We start from the raw sequence: 17,489 nt of genomic DNA on the forward strand, positions 1-17,489 counted from the left end.
CAAACACCGCAAGCGGTGGCGCCGCAGCGTCCGACATGCTGCACGGTCAAGAAAAAAATTTGGGCAAATACGAATTACAAAGCGGTTGTAAATATGCGCAGGAAGGAGGAACCCATTGGTTACGGAACTTTCCTTTCGCCATCGTTCCGTACACCTTGCAATGCCTCGAGTGAACCGCGGCACCGGTCGCTGATAACCGACATGCTGCCATCGGTTTCCAGCACGACAGCTGCAACCTGATCCATGCTCCCTAATCCGTGCTGGCGTACTGTTGACCTCACTTCGTCCTCGGTAATGCGGACCTTGCGCATCGCGTTGCGGATGAACTTTCCATCTAACACCAACAAGGTGGGTTGCGTCTTGATGATCCGGTTAACGAACGCATAGCGCACCGATGTCCAGGTGACGGCGAACTGCAACAGGACCAGCATTGCGATCGCAAGGAGGCCGTCCGCAAGGCTTACCGTACTGTCAATCAGGACGCTCGACAAGGTGGAGCCGAAGGCAATCGTCACCACGAGGTCGAAGGAGTTCATCTTGGACAGTGTGCGGTTTCCGCTCACGCGTAATAGAAACACCGTCCCCGCGTAAGCGAGCAGTCCTATGGCCGCAATTCGAAACAGATCGTTAAAGCTGTCAAACAGCATGGCAGTCCTCAGTCTTATTCGCCGCGAAAAATTACATGGTGCTCCAACGTCTTCGACGTAGAGCGTGACAACCGTAATGCTTGCAGCGAGAAGATTTTGCGATCAATGCACGACGCGGACTGCTGCAAGAATCGGTCCTATCGTCGCGTTAGGTGTCGACGCAGCAGAAAAACATCAGTCGCGTCGCTCGACAGCACTGCAACCAGCGTGTTTGAAAAAACCAGCGGTACGTCATGAATCAGCGCGACGAAGCCACTCTAACCGCGCAGTGCCGCCGGTGTCGTGCCGAACTCCCGCCGGATCAGTTTGCGCAGTGCGGTGCCATCCTGATAGCCGACTTTGGCGGCGACAGCCTCGATGGACATGGAAGTCGTTTCAAGAAGATGGGACGCGTGCAGAAGCCGGCGCCGTTGAATGAACTTGATCGGAGACACTCCCGTCGTGGCATCGATGCGCCGCGCCAATGTTTTCGGGGAAACGGCCAGTGCTGCGGCAAGTCCGGTAATGCTGATCGGCTCGGAAAGATGCGCATCAATCCAGCGTTCCGCGGCGATGACGGTCGGATCGGCATGCTGGTTGTGGGCTTGAATCATGTACCTTGCCTGTGACGGGCGCTGGTCGATGATCAGGTAACGCGAGCAAAGATGCGCCGTTGCCGTGCCCATCGTGTCGGCGACAATGGCGAGCATCAGGTCGAGCTGGGAGTAAGCCGATCCCGCAGTCAAGTACGGACCGTCGCGGACGAGCATCTTTGTCTCGTCGAGCATCACCTCGGGATGCCGCTCCCTGAAGAGATGGGCGAGCCACCAAGTCATGGTGACTCTGCGTCCGGCGAGGAGTCCTGACTGTGCGAGCAGGAATACGGAGGAACACGACGCTCCGATCCGGACCGGGCCGCGTGCGCTTCGAAGCAATTCCATGGCAGCCGCCGCATCTTTCTGCTTGAAACGCGCTGTGAGTGCGTCGCCAGACACCAGGCCAAGTCCGGGGATAACGATCCAGTCCGGCCAGTGTGCTCCCTTGATCACTTCCGAGAACGTCAGGTCCGGCTTCAGCTGCAGGCCGTTGCCGGTGCGTACCTGCTTTCGGTAGCCGGCCACGAGGATCCGTATCTGGCCGGCTTTCTTTGCCGCGGACAGAAAAGCCTGCCCGGCCTTGAGCGTATCGATCGTGATGGCAAGGCTGGAATCCATCACGCCGTCGAGTGCGAGAATGAGGATGGTTTTCATTTGTCCATTTTGGCATGGAAAACGTCATAAGCGACTATTCTTCATTTCTGCCGGACGCGGCAGACTGGTGCCTCACCCACAAGTATTCAATCAGAAGGAGGCCGGCCGATGTCGCAACAGAATATGAATTTGAACGATACGCTCGACGATTTCGTACCGCGCGAAATCACTCTCGACGGCGTGACAAAGGTGGTGCACGTCGCCGGACGCGGGCCGGCGGTGATCGTCATGACGGAGATGCCGGGCATTAGTCCGCATGTCGCCCGCTTCAGTCGCTGGGTGCGGGATGCGGGATTTACTGTCTATATGCCCTCGCTATTCGGGCGCGATGGTGCGGTGCCGAGTGCCGAGGAAGGCGTGGTCATCTTCAAGCGGGCATGCGTCAGTGCGGAGTTTCGCGCCTTTGCCGCAAACAAATCCAGTCCGGTGACTGTTTGGCTGCGCGCGCTCGCGCGACTGGCGCATCAGGAATGCACGGGTCCGGGCGTCGGCGCCATTGGGATGTGCTTTACCGGAAACTTCGCGCTCACAATGATGCTTGAACCTGCGATGCTTGCGCCGGTACTCGCGCAACCCTCTCTTCCGCTCGACGATCCTGCAGGTCTGGAGATCGCTCCGGACGAACTGAAGGCGGTGCGGCAACGCCTCGACCGGGAAAACCTGACGGTGATGGCCTATCGCTTTCAGGGAGACAGGTTCTGCACGGCGCAGCGATTCGCCACGTACTCCGAAGCACTCGGAGATCGCTTCATTCCGCGGGTGCTGCCCGACAGCGCGGCCAACCGCGACGTACCACCATTCTTTCAGCAAGTGGTAGGCGGGCCGCATAGCGTGGTGACAGCCCACCTCATTGACGAAGCCGGCCAGCCGACGATTGCCGCCCGCGACGAGATCCTTTGCTTTTTCAGGCAGCGGCTTGCTTCATGATCAGATATCGCTGCTGACTGACCACGCATCGCTAATGCCAAGAAACAGCGTGTGACCGACGTGCGGCATAAAAAAACGGCAGCTGGAAAAGCTGCCGTTTCAACATCTTGGAAAGCTGATTTCGCTCGGGACAGGTTCGCCTGCCCCTGACGCGTTCACGAATCAAGCATTAAGCCACTGCCGGAACAACCGGCCCCGTTCCGCCACCCGACGTATGCTTTCTCTCGGTGACGTACTTCGGTGCGCGCGGCGCGCTTCCCGCCATGATGTCGTTGACCTGGTCTGCATCGAGCGTTTCCCACTCGAGCAGCGCCTTCGCCATGATGTCGACCTTGTCGCGATTATCTTCGAGCAACCGACGCGCCAAAGCATACTGGCCATCGAGAAGGCGGCGGATTTCGTCATCGACCTTCTGCTGGGTCTCCTCGGAAACCGTGCGCGCACTCATGCCAAAACCATCCTGCTCATCGGTATAAACCATCGTGCCAAGCGTCTCGGACATGCCGAAGCGGGTCACCATCGCACGGGCAAGTTTGGTTGCCCGCTCGAAGTCGTTCGATGCACCAGTCGATTTCTGGTTCATGAAGATCTCTTCCGCAATGCGCCCACCGAACAGGATGGCGATATCTTCCAGCATCTTGTCCTTGTACATGTTCACGCGATCATGCTCGGGCAGTTGCCAGGTCAGGCCAAGCGCATAACCACGCGGCATGATCGTGACCTTGTGTACCGGATCAGCCTTCGGCAGCAGCTTGGCAACCACCGCGTGACCCGACTCGTGGTAGGCGGTATTGCGGCGCTCTTCTTCCCGCATGACGGCTGACTTGCGCTCCGGACCCATGATGATCTTGTCCTTGGCATCCTCAAAGTCCTGCATGTCCAGGACCTGCTTGTTGCGGCGAGCAGCAAACAGCGCTGCCTCATTGACCAGGTTCGCCAGCTCGGCACCGGAAAATCCCGGCGTGCCGCGCGCGAGGATGTCAGCCTGCACATCGGGTGAGAGCGGTACCTTGCGCATGTGAACACGAAGGATCTTTTCGCGGCCGCGGATATCCGGCAAGCCGACCATGACCTGACGGTCGAATCGTCCCGGGCGCAGCAGCGCCTTGTCCAGCACGTCGGCACGGTTGGTGGCAGCAACGACGATGATGCCGGAGTTCGGCTCGAAGCCATCCATCTCGACAAGCATCTGGTTCAGTGTCTGTTCACGTTCGTCGTTGCCACCGCCCATGCCGCTTCCGCGGGCACGACCGACGGCATCGATTTCGTCGATAAAGATGATGCACGGTGCATGCTGCTTCGCGTTTTCAAAAAGATCACGGACGCGCGACGCGCCGACACCGACAAACATTTCCACAAAGTCCGAGCCGGCAATGGTGAAAAACGGCACGCGTGCTTCGCCCGCCATGGCGCGTGCAAGCAGCGTCTTACCGGTTCCCGGAGGGCCGACCAGAAGCACACCCTTGGGAACGTGTCCGCCGAGCTGCTGGAATTTACGCGGCTCGCGCAGGAACTCCACGATCTCGTCCAGCTCCTCGCGTGCCTCCTCGCAGCCTGCTACGTCGGCAAACGTAGTGGTATTGGAGTTTGCGTCCTGCAATCGTGCCTTGGATTTGCCGAACGAGAACAGGCCTCCGCCCTTCCCGCCCTGCTGGCGCCGCATGAACCACACCCACACGCCGATCAACAACAGCATCGGGAACCAGGAAATAAAGATCTGGGACAGGAACGACGGCCCTTCCGGATTGCGCACGTCGAACTTGATGTCGTTCTCGATCAGGTCGTTCACCAAGCCGCGGTCCAGAAAGGTCGTATTCGTGGTGAGCTTCTTGCCATCAGTCGTCACGGCGGACACTTTTGTGCCCTCGATAACGACTTCCTGGATGGCCTTGGCCTTCACCTGATCGAGGAAGTCGGAATAGGCAACGGAGGCACCCGACTGGCCAGCGGAGTTGAACTGCTGGCTGATGAACGTGAAAACGAAAAATGCAGCGATCGCGGAAATAATGAGGCGGATATGCTTGGGATTCACTAACGTTCCTTTGAAAAACCCAGTGACGGGATTGCAACCCCATGTAAAGCGGGGATTTAGTTACAACTTTGGGGCGATTCTACAGATGGCAAGCCCCGTGATAAACCGAATAATTTCGGATGCTTACTTCGGATAAAGTGGAGAAAAGAGCCAAAGTCTTTGCTGCGCCTCGAACCTGGATGTATTTGCGCCACGGTCGGTCGAGAAGCACAGCACTATCGAGATACGGTGAGCCACGTTGAGCATCGAGCACTTTGGTTAAGCGGTTGGCGCCAGTACGGTCCGCGAAGTGCATGAGTTTAGGCAAAAAATATCTCTCCGGGTTCAGTCGCGTGCGAACCATATTATTACCCGTCAGAACAGAATCTGCTGAGGACTGATTAGCGTTGCAAAGCTGTCATCAAGGAATGGCAGGATGGCATCGGCCACCGGCTGTAACTGGCGGCTGACGTAGTGGTCATAATCGATTGGTGCGCGCCGATTCTCCAGCGGCTCCGGCCCGGCAACCGTCATCACATACCGGATCCAGCCGCCGCTCTGGTATTGCAAGGGTCGCCCCTGCGCGCGATTGTAGTCGTCGGCAACACGTGCGGCGCGCACATGCGGCGGCACGTTGCGCTGGTATTCCACCAACGGCCGCCGCAGCCGTTTGCGGTACACGAGCAACTCATCCAGCTCGCCGCTCAGGGTGCGGTCGACATAATCGCGCAGGTAGTCCCGGTATGCCTGTCCCTTGAAGATGCGCAGGTAGAGCCCTTGCTGGAACTGCTGCGCCAGCGGCGTCCAGTCCGTGCGCACCGACTCCATTCCCCTGAAGACAATTTCCTCGTTGCCGTCCGGCGTGGCGACCAGTCCAGCATAGCGTTTCTTGCTGCCCTCATCGGAGCCGCGTATCGTCGGCATCAGGAATCGCCGGTAATGGGTATCGAACTCGAGCTCGAGGGCGCTTTCAAGGCCGAATGCGTCGCGCAGCCGCTGCTTCCACCATCGGTTGACATGATCGACCAGCGTTGCGGCGACCTCGAGCGCTTCTTCCTCCGAGTGCGCGCGCTTGAGCCACACAAACGTGGAATCCGTGTCGCCGTAAATCACGTCGTAGCCCTGCGCTTCGATCAGTTCCCGCGTGCGGTGCATGATTTCATGGCCGCGCAGCGTGATCGACGAAGCCAGGCGCGGATCGAAGAAACGGCAGCCGCTGGAACCGAGCACACCGTAGAACGCATTCATGATGATTTTCAGCGCCTGGGACAGCGGCTGGTTGCGCTCGCGCTTGGCCGCCTCGCGCGCCTGCCAGATCTGCGTGACGATGGCAGGAAGACAATGCTTGTCGCGCGAAAAGAGCGCACCGCGAAAACCGGGAACCATCGCATCCTGGTCTGTACTGCCTGTGCCGACGACCAGCCCGACCGGGTCGATCAGGAAGGTGCGGATGATCGACGGATAAAGGCTCTTGTAGTCGAGCACGAGCACCGAGTCGTACAGTCCGGACTGCGAATCCATCACGAAGCCGCCGGGGCTGTTCTCTCCGACGACATCGCCGAGGTTGGGTGCGACATAGCCCTGGCGATGCATCATCGGCATATACAGATGTTCGAAGGCGGCAACCGAGCCGCCACTGCGGTCGGCTGCCAGGCCGGTCACACTGGCACGTTCCAGAAGGAAGCTCATCAGCTCGGTCTTCTCGAAAATGCGCGTCACCAGCTCGCAATCCTTGAGGTTGTAGCGCGCCAGTGCCGGCTTCTCTTCGGCGAAACGGCGCTCTATTTCCGCCATGCGCTGATAAGGATTGTCGATGGCCTTGCCTTCGCCCAGGAGTGTCTGCGCGACATGCTCGAGGCTGAAGGAGGAAAAATTCCAGGTCGCCGACTTGAGCGCTTCAATGCCGTCGATGATCAGGCGACCGGCTGCGGCCGCAAAGTAGTGCTGATGCCGGCTGTGCTCGCGCCATTCCAGCGGACTGCCATCCCGCCCAAGGCGCAGTGGGACGCCGTATTGCTCGGCATGCCGTTGCAGCACGCGCAGATCGAACTGCACCAGATTCCAGCCGATGATGGCGTCGGGGTCGTGCCGGGCAAGCCACTCGTTCAGTCGTTCCAGCAGCTGCGCGGGGCTGTCGCAGTATTGCAGGTCAAAGTCGAGAGAAGGCTCGCTTCCGTTTGCCGGACCGAGCATATATACCTGGCGCTGCCCGCATCCTTCGAGCGCGATCGAATACAGGTCACCGCGAGCACTGGTCTCGATATCCAGCGATACCATTCGCAGACGCGGACGGTAGCCGGGGGCGGGTTTCATCTGCCCGTCGAGCAGCAGGCTCTCGTTTCCGGAAACTGGCTGGCCGTCAAACCACACCGGAGCGGTGATGAAGCGCTCCATCAGATACCGTTCGGGCGGGCGCACATCGGCTTCGTAGACATCGATGCCCTGCTCCCGCAGGCGCTTTTCCAGCTTCAACAGCTGGCGATACTGCCGGCAATACAGGCCGATGACGGGGCGGCGATGGAAGTCACTCAAGGCTAGCGGGCGCAGCTCGCAGGAGCGTTCGTTTCGCAATATCGCTTTTGCCTGCTCGCCCTGCTCGGCCGGGATGAAGGCGACGGACGGCTGCGGCGCAAGGCGCAATTGACGCGGGCCGTCGTCAGTCGCCAGCCAGAATGCGACCTCCGTGCCGGCGGCCGTGTCCTGCCAATGACGGGTCAGGAGAAATCCCTGTTTTGCCTGCTCCAACGCTCTGCCTTTAACGTACATACGGTCGCGGGCACCGACAATGCCCGCCCCTGCTTCGTGAAACGATGTCCTACAGTCGCCTCGAACAGGCTCTTGAAAACCAGTCAAAGATGGATGATCGAAACCTCACTGCCAAACACTTCCCGCACCGGCGAGACAAGATGCTCATGGTGGGTCAGGTAGATGACCTGTGTTTTCTCCGACAACGCCGCCAGCGCTTCAAACCCTGCCGCGGACCTGCCGTCGTCATAGTTGATGAACAGGTCATCCGCAATGAACGGCAGCGGCGGCGCCTGCTCCAGGTGCAGCTCCAGCGCGGCGAGCCGTAGCGCCAGATAGAGCTGGTCGCGGGTGCCGTCGCTCATGCCGGAGATGGGAACCAGCTTTCCATCCGCGCGCTGTCCTTCCAGCGCCATGGGCTGCGCCTCGAAATCGACCACGAGTCGCTGGAAGCCGCCCTGCGTCAGTTTTGCAAAAATCGCACCGGCGCGCCCAAGCAATGGCCCCTGCTTCTCCTCGCGGTAACGATCGATCGACCAGCGCAACAACCGGCCAGCGGTATAGACCTTGACGTAGCGCTCGGCAGCGTCCGCCATCGCGGCAAGGGCTTCCTGCCGCCGGGCTTCGGCGAGCGCGGCAGCTTCGGAACCGCCGATCGCCTGCAGCACGCTGCAGGCCTTTTCTTTTTCCGCAAACAGTGTTGCCTGCCGCTGCACGGCCGCAGCGTGTTCGGCTGTCGTGTGTTCGAGTTCCGCCGTTAACTGCGACAAATCGACAGCGTTCACCTCGGATTCCAGTTGCTCGCGGCTAAGTCCGTCGCCGCCCTCGGCGAGCTGTTTTCTCGCATTGTCCAGGGCGGAAAGCAGCTGGCGCCGCGCATCGGAAGTCGTAATCGCCTCGGAAAGTGCGGCCAGCGACTCGGTGCCGGCACGATCCATCAGCGGTTTCAGGCTGGCGTTCGCTGCTTCGATCGTCTCCTGGGAGCGCCGCGCCTCCGCATTGGCGGCCCGGAGCGCTTCCTGCAGCCGGCTGGCTTCCGCCTGGGCCGCCTTCGCATCCGAGAGCCGCTTTACCAGCTCCCGTGCGATCTGTTCCGGTGTGCAGCCGTCGAAACCGGTGCCGAAATGTTGTGCGAGCCGGTCTGCCTGCGCTGCAAACCTGTCGAGGTCGGCCTTCATTGCATCAATCCGCTCGACGCGGATCTGACGCACTTTCTCCAGCTGTTCCTCAATCTGCGCAATCAGCTCGAGCGCGCCTTCCACCATGCCGACCGTGCATTCGGCTGCAAGGCCGGCGATGTCCAGCGCTGCCATCCACTCCTGTTTCCAGCGGTCGGTCTCGGCCCTGGCGGATGCGGTTGATTGCTGCAGCGCCTGCATCTGCAATTGCGCGGCCTTGAGCTGCCCTTCCAGCGTTTCACGCTTCACGCCGGCGGCTTCCATTGACCGGATATGGTTTTCTGCCAGGACGCGCACGGCAGGAAGCGTATCCGTGTCCGAGACCTGCAAGCCGGCATCAGCAAGCGCTTTTGCCAGCGACTGCCTTGCGTCGTTCAACGCGCGCGCCAACTGGTCGGCCCGTTCCTGCGCCTCCTGGTACGCTGTTGCCGCGGCGAGCGTCTTCTCGCGCCTGGCCATCCAGTCAGCGATGTCGTCAAGCCGCATGCCGGGCAGACCGATTGCCGTGGCCGTCTCGTTCCAAATGTTGTCGAACTGCGCGATTTCTTCTTTCAGGCGCGACATCTGTTCGCCAAGCATGGTTTGCTGCAGCATGGCCTGCTCAAGCTGATGCTGCTGGTTCTGCAGTGCGGCCGCGACTTCGACGTTATCGAGCCGCTTGTCCACCAGCTCGTCCGCACGACGCAGCCTGGTCTCGAACTCGCCCGCGCCCTGCTGCAGGCTGACGGTGCCCTCCTTGATCGCAGACCATGCTGCATCCCGCTCCTGCCGCGATTGCGCGACCGCTTCGGGCGGCGTCGGAAGGTGCTTGTCCCTGATCTGGGCGATTTTCAGTTCAATCAGCGAGACAACTTCAGCCTGCTCCTGAATGCGCTTGCCCAGTGCCCGCCTGTCGGCAACGAGCGTGTTCCTGTCCTGCGTTACCTGCACGAGCCCTTCCGGTCCGGGCAACTGCAGTGCCGCCAGTTCGGCCACCGGCATGTTCCACTTCCCCAGCCCGCGCTCCATCTCGGCGAGCGCAGCCTTTGCTCTTGCGAGCTCGCTGTCGTGTTTCAGCAAGACCGGCTCGGGGTCGCCAAGGCTCCGCGCATTGTTCAGTGCGACGCGCAGTGCCGGGCTCACCTCGTTCACATGCACCCCGTCCAGCTCTTGTGACAACTGCCGGATCTCCGCTGCCTTTGCGTGTTCGGCCTGCTCGGCCGCGCGCAGCGTTTGTGCCAATCCGCTTTGGGCGCGAGACAGGCGTGAGAGTTCACGACGGACAAGCAGGGACGGCAGACGTGACTTGAGCGCGTCGACCGAGCCGCAGTCCCAACCCAGTTGCATGCATGCTTTGCGCACATCGGCCAACAGAGCCCCGACTTCTTCTTCCCGTCGTCCGATGTCATGTTCGTGCGCGCTGAAGCGGAGCCTGCATTCCTCCAGCGAGGTGATGTCCGCGGCGAGCGCCAGAATGGCGGCGTCGACGTGTATCGCGCCCAGCTCCTGGTTGGCCTTTTCCGCTTCAGTACGGTGCAGTTCCTGGAGCTTTTCTGCGGTGGCAATACGTTGCGTGGCAGCCGCGAGGGTGCTGGCGGCATCGACGGGCAGTTCGATGATCGCGCCTGGCTGGTCGAGCTGGCGCTCGATCTCCCGAACGACGTGCAGGAACGGCGCAACCCGGCGCACTCTTTCAAGCCGGCTGCGGTCGACGTCGAGCTGCCGCAGCTGCTTGCCCACCGCGTCCAGCTCCTCCATGACGGACTCGAGCCGGGAATGGGCTTCTGCCCATACCTTGGGGCGGACCGTTGCCTCCTTCAGTGCGGCATTCGCTTTTTCGAGCATTTCTGCGGCGCTGTAATAGGCACGGGCCGCTGCCTTCTTCGGCGCCCACAGCTTGTCCGCCTCCGCCAGCAATGCATCGCGGATCTTGCCCAGGCTAGCAATGCCGGCAGCCGACTGGAACAGCACCTGTCCGACGTCGTTTTCCGCGTTCAGGATGCTGTTGCCACCCGCGACCAGGCGCCCGTGGTCGAGGCCGAACATCTGGTCGAAGAAGTTGCGGTCCGCCGTGCCGAGATACGGCACCAGCGCGTTATCCGGCAGGACGGCATCAACCGGCGTCCTTAATGTCTGCTTCTGCGCTTTTGCGCGGTGAAATTCCAGTAAACCGGCATTGTTGGCAATGGCAGCGCCCAGGCGCAGCTCGTTCAGCGGATATACGAAGCCCATTGCAGAGCGCGCGGGAATGCCGAACAACAAGTCGAGGATGGCCGAGCGGGTCGTCGATTTTCCGGCCTCGTTGGGGCCGACGATCAGGTGGAAGTCCCGCTTTGACGAGGGAAATTCAAGCGAGCGGCCGGAAAATTTGCCGTACTTGAGCAGGTCGAGTCGTTGAAATCGCATATCCCGCCTACTCCATTCCTGCGAGTTGCGACACGAGGCCGGGGCGGACCTCGCGCACCAGCGCGGCAAGGTTCCCGGAGCGGATGTCACTGAAATAAGGAACCGCCTCCTGCAGCTCCAAGGGCGCCTTTGCCACCAGCGTCATCAGGTCGTCCTGCAGGCCTTTGAGGAAGTCGGGATCGGTCTCTGCCTTCTCAAGCAACTCCTGCAGATCGGCGAGCGCATCGCCACGGGCGCGGATGGCTTCTCCATCGTCTGCCGCGGAAGTCATTGTCTTGACCTTCTCGATCCACAGGCGGTCGGGCGCAATGGCGGCGGCCAGCGCCAGTACCTCGGCACGCAATTGCGCTTCCATGCCGAACAGTTCGCCATGGGCGGACGTCTTGCCCGATACGACAACGCGCACCGCACATGGCATGTGCGAGGGACTGGCTTGCACCACGGCGTCGAGTTCCCGCCCGATGGCGCGCACCACCTCCGCCATCGTTGCGCAACTGCTCGCGTCGATGTCCAGCTTGTGCCAGCGGAGCACGTCGACGAACAGCCGCTCGACCTGCTGCACGCCCGCATCGTCTGCCGTCACCAGCACCGCACCGCGCGGGCCGGTTTCGCGGATGTGCCGTCCCTGCAGGTTGCCCGGAAAAACGACGGTCGAAGGCCCCTGCCACATCTGGTACTCGTGCACATGACCGAGGGCCCAGTAGTGATAGCCCTTCGCATGCAGCTCGTCGAGGCTGCACGGCGAATAGTTTGCATGGGTGGATTGCACGCCCAGTGCCGTGTGCAGCACGCCGATATTGAACATGCCTGCTACCGGCGCCGGATAGCCGGCAGCGAGGTTTTCCGTCGTGGCGGCCAGCTTGAAGCTGCGCCCGTGCAGCGCGACTTTCAAATGGTCGATGATGAATGTGCTCGGCTTGCGGGACTCGAACGTGAACACGTTGTCCGGCAGCTGCAGCTTCTTTGTCATTTCACTTTCGGCGTCGTGGTTGCCGAACTTGATATAGGCCGGGATGCCGGCCTTCTTCAGCCGCCCCATCTCGCGGCAGAAGTAGATGCCGGTGTTGTGGTCCTTCCAGCCGCCATCGTATAGATCGCCGGCAATCACCATGAAGTCGACCTGCTGGTCGATGGCTTCGTTGACCAGGTTGGTAAATGCGTCGCGTGTCGCGCTCCGCAGCATGTCTGCCGGTGCGTCCGGATAGGCACTGAGCCCGCTCAAGGGGCTGTCCAGATGTATATCCGCCGTATGGATGAATCTCATCATATGTACATGGAATGCGCTCTGTTACCAGCATCGAGCGTCATGTCTGGATTAGCGTGGTAAGGGAAGGATGGTATCAAGGAAAGCGATCGGGCCTGCAGGCAGGAGCATCGCTGATGGGCTGCGATCTTAAATCAAACCGCCTGTGCGCGTCGACAGAAGTCAAGCAGCGGAAACAGGAAACCCGGGAACAATACAGAGCCTGCTGTTGCCCGAGCCCCGCTGCAGAACCGTGCCGGGTGAAAACATCCCCTATCTGCTCGACAGCAATCGGTAAAGCCCGGCCAGCACATCGGCGGGAATCAACTTTCCTTTCGACGCGATCGACACCACCACGTCCAAGGCTCCCGTGAGATCGTTGATCCGCTTGTCGGCTCTGTCCAGTTCTTTTGCGAGGACATCTTCCCTGATGGATGAGGCAGCCGAATGTACCTGCGCCTGATCCGTGGAGTCTTTCTGCGCCGCCTTCAGTTTCTCTTTCTTCCTGGCACGGTAGCGCGCTGCGCGTTGGGCATCCGTCAAGGCATCGGCCTTGCGTGGCCGGCCGCGACCGCGCTTTGCGGGTTCTGGCAGTCGCTTTTCAGGTGCAGCCTTCCTCTGCATGGGTGCCGTCTCTTTCTCGTTATTTATTGTGATACGTCACAATAAATAACTCTGCATTTTTGTGACGGATCACGGATATTAATTGGATTCCGGCAATTCTCAAAGCGATATCACAGCTCTGCCAACCACGCTCAAGCCTGTAACGGGCAGCTTCGCTAGAATCAGGTTCTCTTAACAATCGGGAAATGCCATGCCTTATATGTTGCTCATTCTCGAGCCGCCTGCTCAACGCAAGACGCGCAGTGAGGCCGAAGGCCAGGCCGTCTATGAAAGGATGCTGCGCTTTGCCGACGATCTGCAATCACGCGGCCTGCTGCTTGCGGCGGAATCGCTCAGCTCCCATTCCAGCGCCGCCAGGGTACAGGTGCAGGCGGGCCAGCGCCGTGTCGTAGACGGGCCGTTTGCGGAGGCGAAGGAAATGATCGGGGGCTTCTTTCTGGTCAATACCGAGGTCCGCGAAGAAGCCATCAGTATCGCTGCGCAATGCCCTGCCGCGGAGTGGTGCACGGTGGAAGTGCGCAGCCTTGCCCCCTGTTACGAGGACTGAATCCGCTTGCAAAAAGATTCTCCGTCACGTGTCGATTCAGGCGACTTCCGCTCGTCGTAGAGACAAGGGCCGGGTTAAAACGAGACAGACTGTCCCGTACCTGCCCCTTGTCCAATGCGAAGGAGAAACCATCATGCGATTCACGATCCTGGTGAAGACAACAGCAGCTTCCAACAAGCCACATCACGCCTGGCAAGGGACCGATCCGCGCAATAGCCGCGTACCACGACCAAATCGATAAACACAACGACACCGAGACAAGAGGAATCCCATGAGCAGACAGATTTTCGTCAATCTTCCCGTCAAGGACCTGGAGCGATCCAAAGCCTTCTTCAGCAGCCTTGGCTTTGTCTTCAATGCGCAGTTCACTGACGAGCAAGGCGCGTGCATGGTCGTCTCCGACGACATCTACGTGATGCTGTTGGCGGAAAACTTTTTCCAGACGTTCACCAGTAAACGCGTCGCCGATGCCCGCGAAGTGACCGAAGTGCTGACCTGCCTCTCCTGCGACAGTCGTACGCAGGTTGACGAGCTCGTCGCGAAGGCAATAGCGGCTGGCGGCAAGGCGCCGCGCCCGCCGCAGGACCACGGCTTCATGTACAGCCATGGCTTCGAGGATCCTGACGGGCACATCTGGGAGCTGGTGTACATGAGCTCAGAAGTACCGACAACAGCCCCGACCTAATGCATTCGGCGGTCCATCAGGCGATCGATGCGGTCTGGCGGATGGAGTCCGCCCGGATCGTGGCCGGCGTCGCACGGATGGTGCGCGATATCGGCCTGGCGGAAGAACTCGCGCAGGATGCGCTGGTTGCGGCACTCGAGCACTGGCCGACGCAAGGCATACCGGACAATCCCGGTGCCTGGCTAATGAGAACCGCGAAGAACCGCGCCCTCGACAGGCTGCGCCATCACAAGCTTGTCGACGGCAAGCTGGAGCAGCTCGGCCATGAGCTCGATGCGCAGCAGGCGCTGGTCGTGCCCGACTTCGTGGACGAGCTCGATGCCGCGCGTGCTGACGAAATCGGTGACGACCTGCTGCGGCTGATCTTCACTGCCTGCCACCCGGTGCTGTCGATGGAGGCACGCGTGGCGCTGACCCTGAAACTGCTTGCCGGCCTGACGACGCACGAAATCGCCCGCGCCTTCCTGGTGCCCGAACCGACGATTGCGCAGCGCATCGTGCGTGCGAAGCGCAGCTTGCGCGAGGCGCGCATCCCCTTCGAAGTGCCGCGCGGAGAAGCCCTCGCCGAGCGGCTGGCATCGGTGTTGGAAGTGGTTTATCTGATCTTCAACGAAGGTTATACGGCGACAGCCGGCGACGACTGGTTGCGCCCCGCGCTGATCGAAGAAGCGCTCCGCCTTGGACGCATTCTCGCCGAGCTGGCACCGGCGGAGCCGGAAACGCATGCGCTGGCGGCGCTGATGGAGTTGCAGGCTTCCCGCGCAAAAGCCCGGACAAATGCCTCCGGCCAGCCGGTGCTCCTGCTCGACCAGGACCGCAGCCGCTGGGATCAGCTCCTCATCCGCCGCGGCCTTGCCGCTTTGCAGCGGGCGGATGCACTCGGGGAACCAGCCGGCCCTTACCGGCTCCAGGCAGAGATTGCAGCATGCCACGCCAGAGCCGTTACCGCCGAAAAAACGGATTGGGCGCGGATTGCATATGTCTATGCCTTGCTTGCACAGGCTGTGCCCTCTCCCGTCATCGAACTCAATCGTGCGGTGGCCGTGGCGATGGCAGAAGGCCCTGCGGCGGGGCTGCAGATCGTTGACGGGATTCGCCATGAACCCGCATTGAAAGGCTACCAGTGGCTGCCGAGCGTGCGTGGCGACTTGCTCGCCAAGCTGGGACGATATCGGGAAGCGCAACAGGAATTTGAAAGCGCTGCGGCGCTTGCCGCAAACACGCGGGAGAGGGAACTGCTGCAAAAGCGCGCCGAGGCGATGCGCGCGTGCATCGCGCCCAAGCACGGCGAAATATAGTGCGGCTTTCCCTTCACCATGACGGAGAATGCATTTCCGTTAGAAGGCGGTTTCCGCCGCGGGTGGATGTTTGATAAGAGCCTCTTGCAATACTTGCAAATGTTCGGAAGCAAAACGGCGCCCGCACCGATGGGACGGTCAATGAAGTCAGTTTTCGGGAAAAGTTCCCAGAAACCTGTAACAGAGTTTTACATTCGTTGATCTAAGGCAATATTGCGCGTAACTTCGCACCCGGTCACTCCCCAAGGGCCACTGTCGTTAGCTAAGCGACATAGCGATATTTCTTCCAGAGGTTCCATGAAGAAAATTTTGTTTGTTGTATCCGCGCTCAGCCTAGTTCTTTCCGGCTGTGTCGTCGTTCCGGACACACCTTCTGCCCATGTCGTCGTCTCCAGCGGCAAAGCGGTTGTTGTATCACCGGGCCATTGCCCTCCTGGCCAAGCCAAGAAAGGCCGTTGCTAAAACGACATCGGTCGCATCCGGTTACCACTGGCCGGATGCGACCGACGCATTTTCAGCACTCGAACAAGTCCGATCAGCCTTGATCAATCAGCGCTGGATCAATTCCCCCCTGCAAGCCGCGAAGTCTTCTACCGGATCGCCTTCTATTGGATCGTGATCTGCTTGCCCGCCGTTCCCGGCTTCTTCGGCAACGTCAGGCTCAGAATGCCGTCCTGGTACTTCGCCTCCACCTTCGCATCGTCGACATCCTGCGGCAGCATGAAGCTCCGATATTGCTGTCCGTAGTAGCGCTCGCTCCGGACAACGTTGCCGCCGGATTTTTCTTCCTTCTCCTGCTTTACTTCAGCCGCGATCGAGACCTTGTTGCCTTCGACGGAAATCTTGATGTCATCCTTCTTTACACCGGGGATTTCCGCCTTGACCTGATAGGCCTGGTCGGTCTCGGAAACGTCCATGCGGATGCGCGGCTCGGCCTCATATCCGTGCAGAGACGGCATCATGGAAAATTCCTTGAAAAAGTCTTCCATATTGCGATAGGGATCGAAACGCATCATTTCCTTGAACGGGTCAAAACGCGTCAGGTTTCCAGCCATATTTGCCTCCATGTACAAGGGGTGAGATGAAACAGGGTGATGAACAGGTGAGTAACAGGTAAATAATCGCCCGTTGCCCTCGCTGGTCAGCAAGGACACCATTGCGCCTCCAGGGGCTGTCTGCACGATCCAGGCGTTGGTCCACGCATTCGTCCACGTATCGCGAAAGCAAGCCAGTCCCGCGCCGCTCACAAGCCATCATATGACTGCATGCCCCGCCCGGTATGATCGACGTCAATGCGCCGGACCTTGTCAAATCGATGATGTGAACTTCAGGTTGTTCGGCCTGCCGACATCTCATGCCCTGCCCCGGATCATCTCGCCACCCGACAAAAAGGAGTGCGAAACATGCAGACTTGCCTCGTCGTCTATTTTTCCCGTACCGGCATGACACGCAGGGCCGCCGAGGAAATCGCTGCCGCCTGCGGTTGCGAACTGGAGCCGATCCTCGAGAAAACCGATCGAAGCGGGCTCAAGGGTTATGTCTTCTCGGGTTACCAGGCGGTGACAAAGAAAGTTCCAGAGATCATTCCGTCCTCCAGGGATCCGGGCGATTACGAAACTCTGATCCTCGGCACGCCGGTATGGGCGTCCAGCGTCTGTGCACCGATGAGGAGCTACATCGTCCAGAATGCCGGCCACTTCAACAAGCTGGCATTCTTCTGCACCATGATGGGCTCCGGTGGCGACAAGGCGCTGGACGAGATGGCAGCCCTGACGGGGAAGACGCCGCTCGCGCGGCTTGTCCTGACCGATGAGGAAATCAACAAGGGGCGAAGCCGAGACAAGGTGCGCGCGTTCTCGGAACGATTGCTCGTCCAGCAAAAGTGATCTTGTTTTGAGTAATTCATGTACCTGCCGATCGACAACGCGATCGGCTGCCCTCGGGAAAACGATGCATAAGCGCAGGGCAAC

The 17,489-nt window shown here is 60.2% G+C and carries 13 protein-coding genes; 5 read left to right on the forward strand and 8 right to left on the reverse strand.

Going from position 1 to position 17,489, the window contains the following annotated elements; translation table 11 throughout:
• Positions 1–119 precede the first annotated feature (119 nt).
• Both ACYVIA_RS16175 and ACYVIA_RS16180 read right to left on the reverse strand, forming a co-directional pair.
• Positions 120–647 (reverse strand): DUF421 domain-containing protein, encoded by a 528-nt coding sequence (locus tag ACYVIA_RS16175; protein WP_460842562.1) that lies wholly within the window; start codon positions 645–647, stop codon positions 120–122.
• Positions 648–904: 257 nt separating this feature from the next.
• The gene (locus ACYVIA_RS16180; RefSeq protein ID WP_460842563.1) at positions 905–1,876 is read right to left on the reverse strand and encodes a GlxA family transcriptional regulator; all 972 of its coding nucleotides are present in this window, start codon (positions 1,874–1,876) and stop codon (positions 905–907) included.
• Between the two features lie 123 nt (positions 1,877–1,999).
• On the opposite strand from ACYVIA_RS16180, the gene ACYVIA_RS16185 reads away from it, so the two are divergent.
• Positions 2,000–2,803, forward strand: a complete 804-nt coding sequence (locus tag ACYVIA_RS16185; protein ID WP_460842565.1) for a dienelactone hydrolase family protein — start codon at positions 2,000–2,002, stop codon at positions 2,801–2,803.
• A gap of 169 nt (positions 2,804–2,972) precedes the next feature.
• Here the strand turns inward: ACYVIA_RS16185 and ftsH are convergent, their stop codons facing one another.
• From ftsH to ACYVIA_RS16210, 5 genes are all read right to left on the reverse strand, one after another.
• Complete coding sequence (gene ftsH, locus ACYVIA_RS16190; RefSeq protein WP_460842567.1) at positions 2,973–4,835, reverse strand: ATP-dependent zinc metalloprotease FtsH; 1,863 nt, start codon at positions 4,833–4,835, stop codon at positions 2,973–2,975.
• A gap of 354 nt (positions 4,836–5,189) precedes the next feature.
• On the reverse strand, positions 5,190–7,559 hold the full coding sequence (locus tag ACYVIA_RS16195) for a DNA polymerase II (protein WP_460842569.1): 2,370 nt from the start codon (positions 7,557–7,559) through the stop codon (positions 5,190–5,192).
• Between the two features lie 104 nt (positions 7,560–7,663).
• The gene (locus ACYVIA_RS16200) at positions 7,664–11,122 is read right to left on the reverse strand and encodes an AAA family ATPase (protein ID WP_460842571.1); all 3,459 of its coding nucleotides are present in this window, start codon (positions 11,120–11,122) and stop codon (positions 7,664–7,666) included.
• A gap of 7 nt (positions 11,123–11,129) precedes the next feature.
• Complete coding sequence (locus tag ACYVIA_RS16205; RefSeq protein WP_460842789.1) at positions 11,130–12,386, reverse strand: metallophosphoesterase family protein; 1,257 nt, start codon at positions 12,384–12,386, stop codon at positions 11,130–11,132.
• A gap of 252 nt (positions 12,387–12,638) precedes the next feature.
• Positions 12,639–12,989 (reverse strand): hypothetical protein, encoded by a 351-nt coding sequence (locus tag ACYVIA_RS16210; protein WP_460842574.1) that lies wholly within the window; start codon positions 12,987–12,989, stop codon positions 12,639–12,641.
• Between the two features lie 190 nt (positions 12,990–13,179).
• On the opposite strand from ACYVIA_RS16210, the gene ACYVIA_RS16215 reads away from it, so the two are divergent.
• The 3 genes from ACYVIA_RS16215 to ACYVIA_RS16225 all read left to right on the forward strand — a co-directional run bounded on the left by ACYVIA_RS16215 (position 13,180) and on the right by ACYVIA_RS16225 (position 15,519).
• Positions 13,180–13,536 (forward strand): YciI family protein, encoded by a 357-nt coding sequence (locus ACYVIA_RS16215; protein WP_460842576.1) that lies wholly within the window; start codon positions 13,180–13,182, stop codon positions 13,534–13,536.
• A 271-nt stretch (positions 13,537–13,807) separates the two neighbouring features.
• On the forward strand, positions 13,808–14,221 hold the full coding sequence (locus ACYVIA_RS16220) for a VOC family protein (protein ID WP_460842578.1): 414 nt from the start codon (positions 13,808–13,810) through the stop codon (positions 14,219–14,221).
• A complete protein-coding gene (locus ACYVIA_RS16225; RefSeq protein ID WP_460842580.1) occupies positions 14,221–15,519 on the forward strand; it encodes an RNA polymerase sigma factor in 1,299 nt (432 codons plus the stop codon). The genes ACYVIA_RS16220 and ACYVIA_RS16225 overlap by 1 nt, the downstream gene beginning before the upstream one ends.
• A gap of 605 nt (positions 15,520–16,124) precedes the next feature.
• Here the strand turns inward: ACYVIA_RS16225 and ACYVIA_RS16230 are convergent.
• Positions 16,125–16,574, reverse strand: a complete 450-nt coding sequence (locus tag ACYVIA_RS16230) for an Hsp20/alpha crystallin family protein (RefSeq protein ID WP_460842581.1) — start codon at positions 16,572–16,574, stop codon at positions 16,125–16,127.
• A gap of 348 nt (positions 16,575–16,922) precedes the next feature.
• On the opposite strand from ACYVIA_RS16230, the gene ACYVIA_RS16235 reads away from it, so the two are divergent.
• Positions 16,923–17,405 (forward strand): flavodoxin family protein, encoded by a 483-nt coding sequence (locus ACYVIA_RS16235; RefSeq protein WP_460842583.1) that lies wholly within the window; start codon positions 16,923–16,925, stop codon positions 17,403–17,405.
• The last annotated feature ends 84 nt before the right edge of the window (positions 17,406–17,489 follow it).

This window comes from Noviherbaspirillum agri (assembly GCF_054780595.1).